We start from the raw sequence: 329 nt of genomic DNA on the forward strand, positions 1-329 counted from the left end.
GGACAACCCGCGCATTACCCAGCTTGATTACGGGCAAATCCCCCCGGTTAACTTTGATTCTGGCCTGCGGATTTTTGACCGTGGCCCTTTTCAGCCTGGCCCTTTCCTTTACCAGTTTCCGGCGTACCTTTGTCTCACGGGCAACCTGTGACGCCGACTGCGATATCGCGGATGAAGCAACGCGGTTAATGGCCATTGCGGCGGCACCAGGCACCGCCGTTTTGCTGATACGGCTGAGGTTTTCAACGGCCTGCTCAAGACCTTTTATGGCCATACATCCCCCTTTCAGCGGCGACGGTTAACGGCAGGCGGTACGCCCCGTCCAAGCT

1 protein-coding gene is annotated in these 329 nt (G+C 57.8%); it reads right to left on the reverse strand.

Translation table 11 applies throughout. The annotated features are described in order from the left end of the window. A partial coding sequence (locus tag P0Y67_RS22915) for a phage tail protein (protein WP_176687377.1) occupies positions 1 to 274 on the reverse strand: 274 nt, incomplete at its 3' end. Between the last annotated feature and the right edge of the window lie 55 nt (positions 275 to 329).

It is taken from the genome of Photobacterium sp. SP02 (genome assembly GCF_038519165.1).
Taxonomy (GTDB): domain Bacteria; phylum Pseudomonadota; class Gammaproteobacteria; order Enterobacterales; family Vibrionaceae; genus Photobacterium; species Photobacterium halotolerans.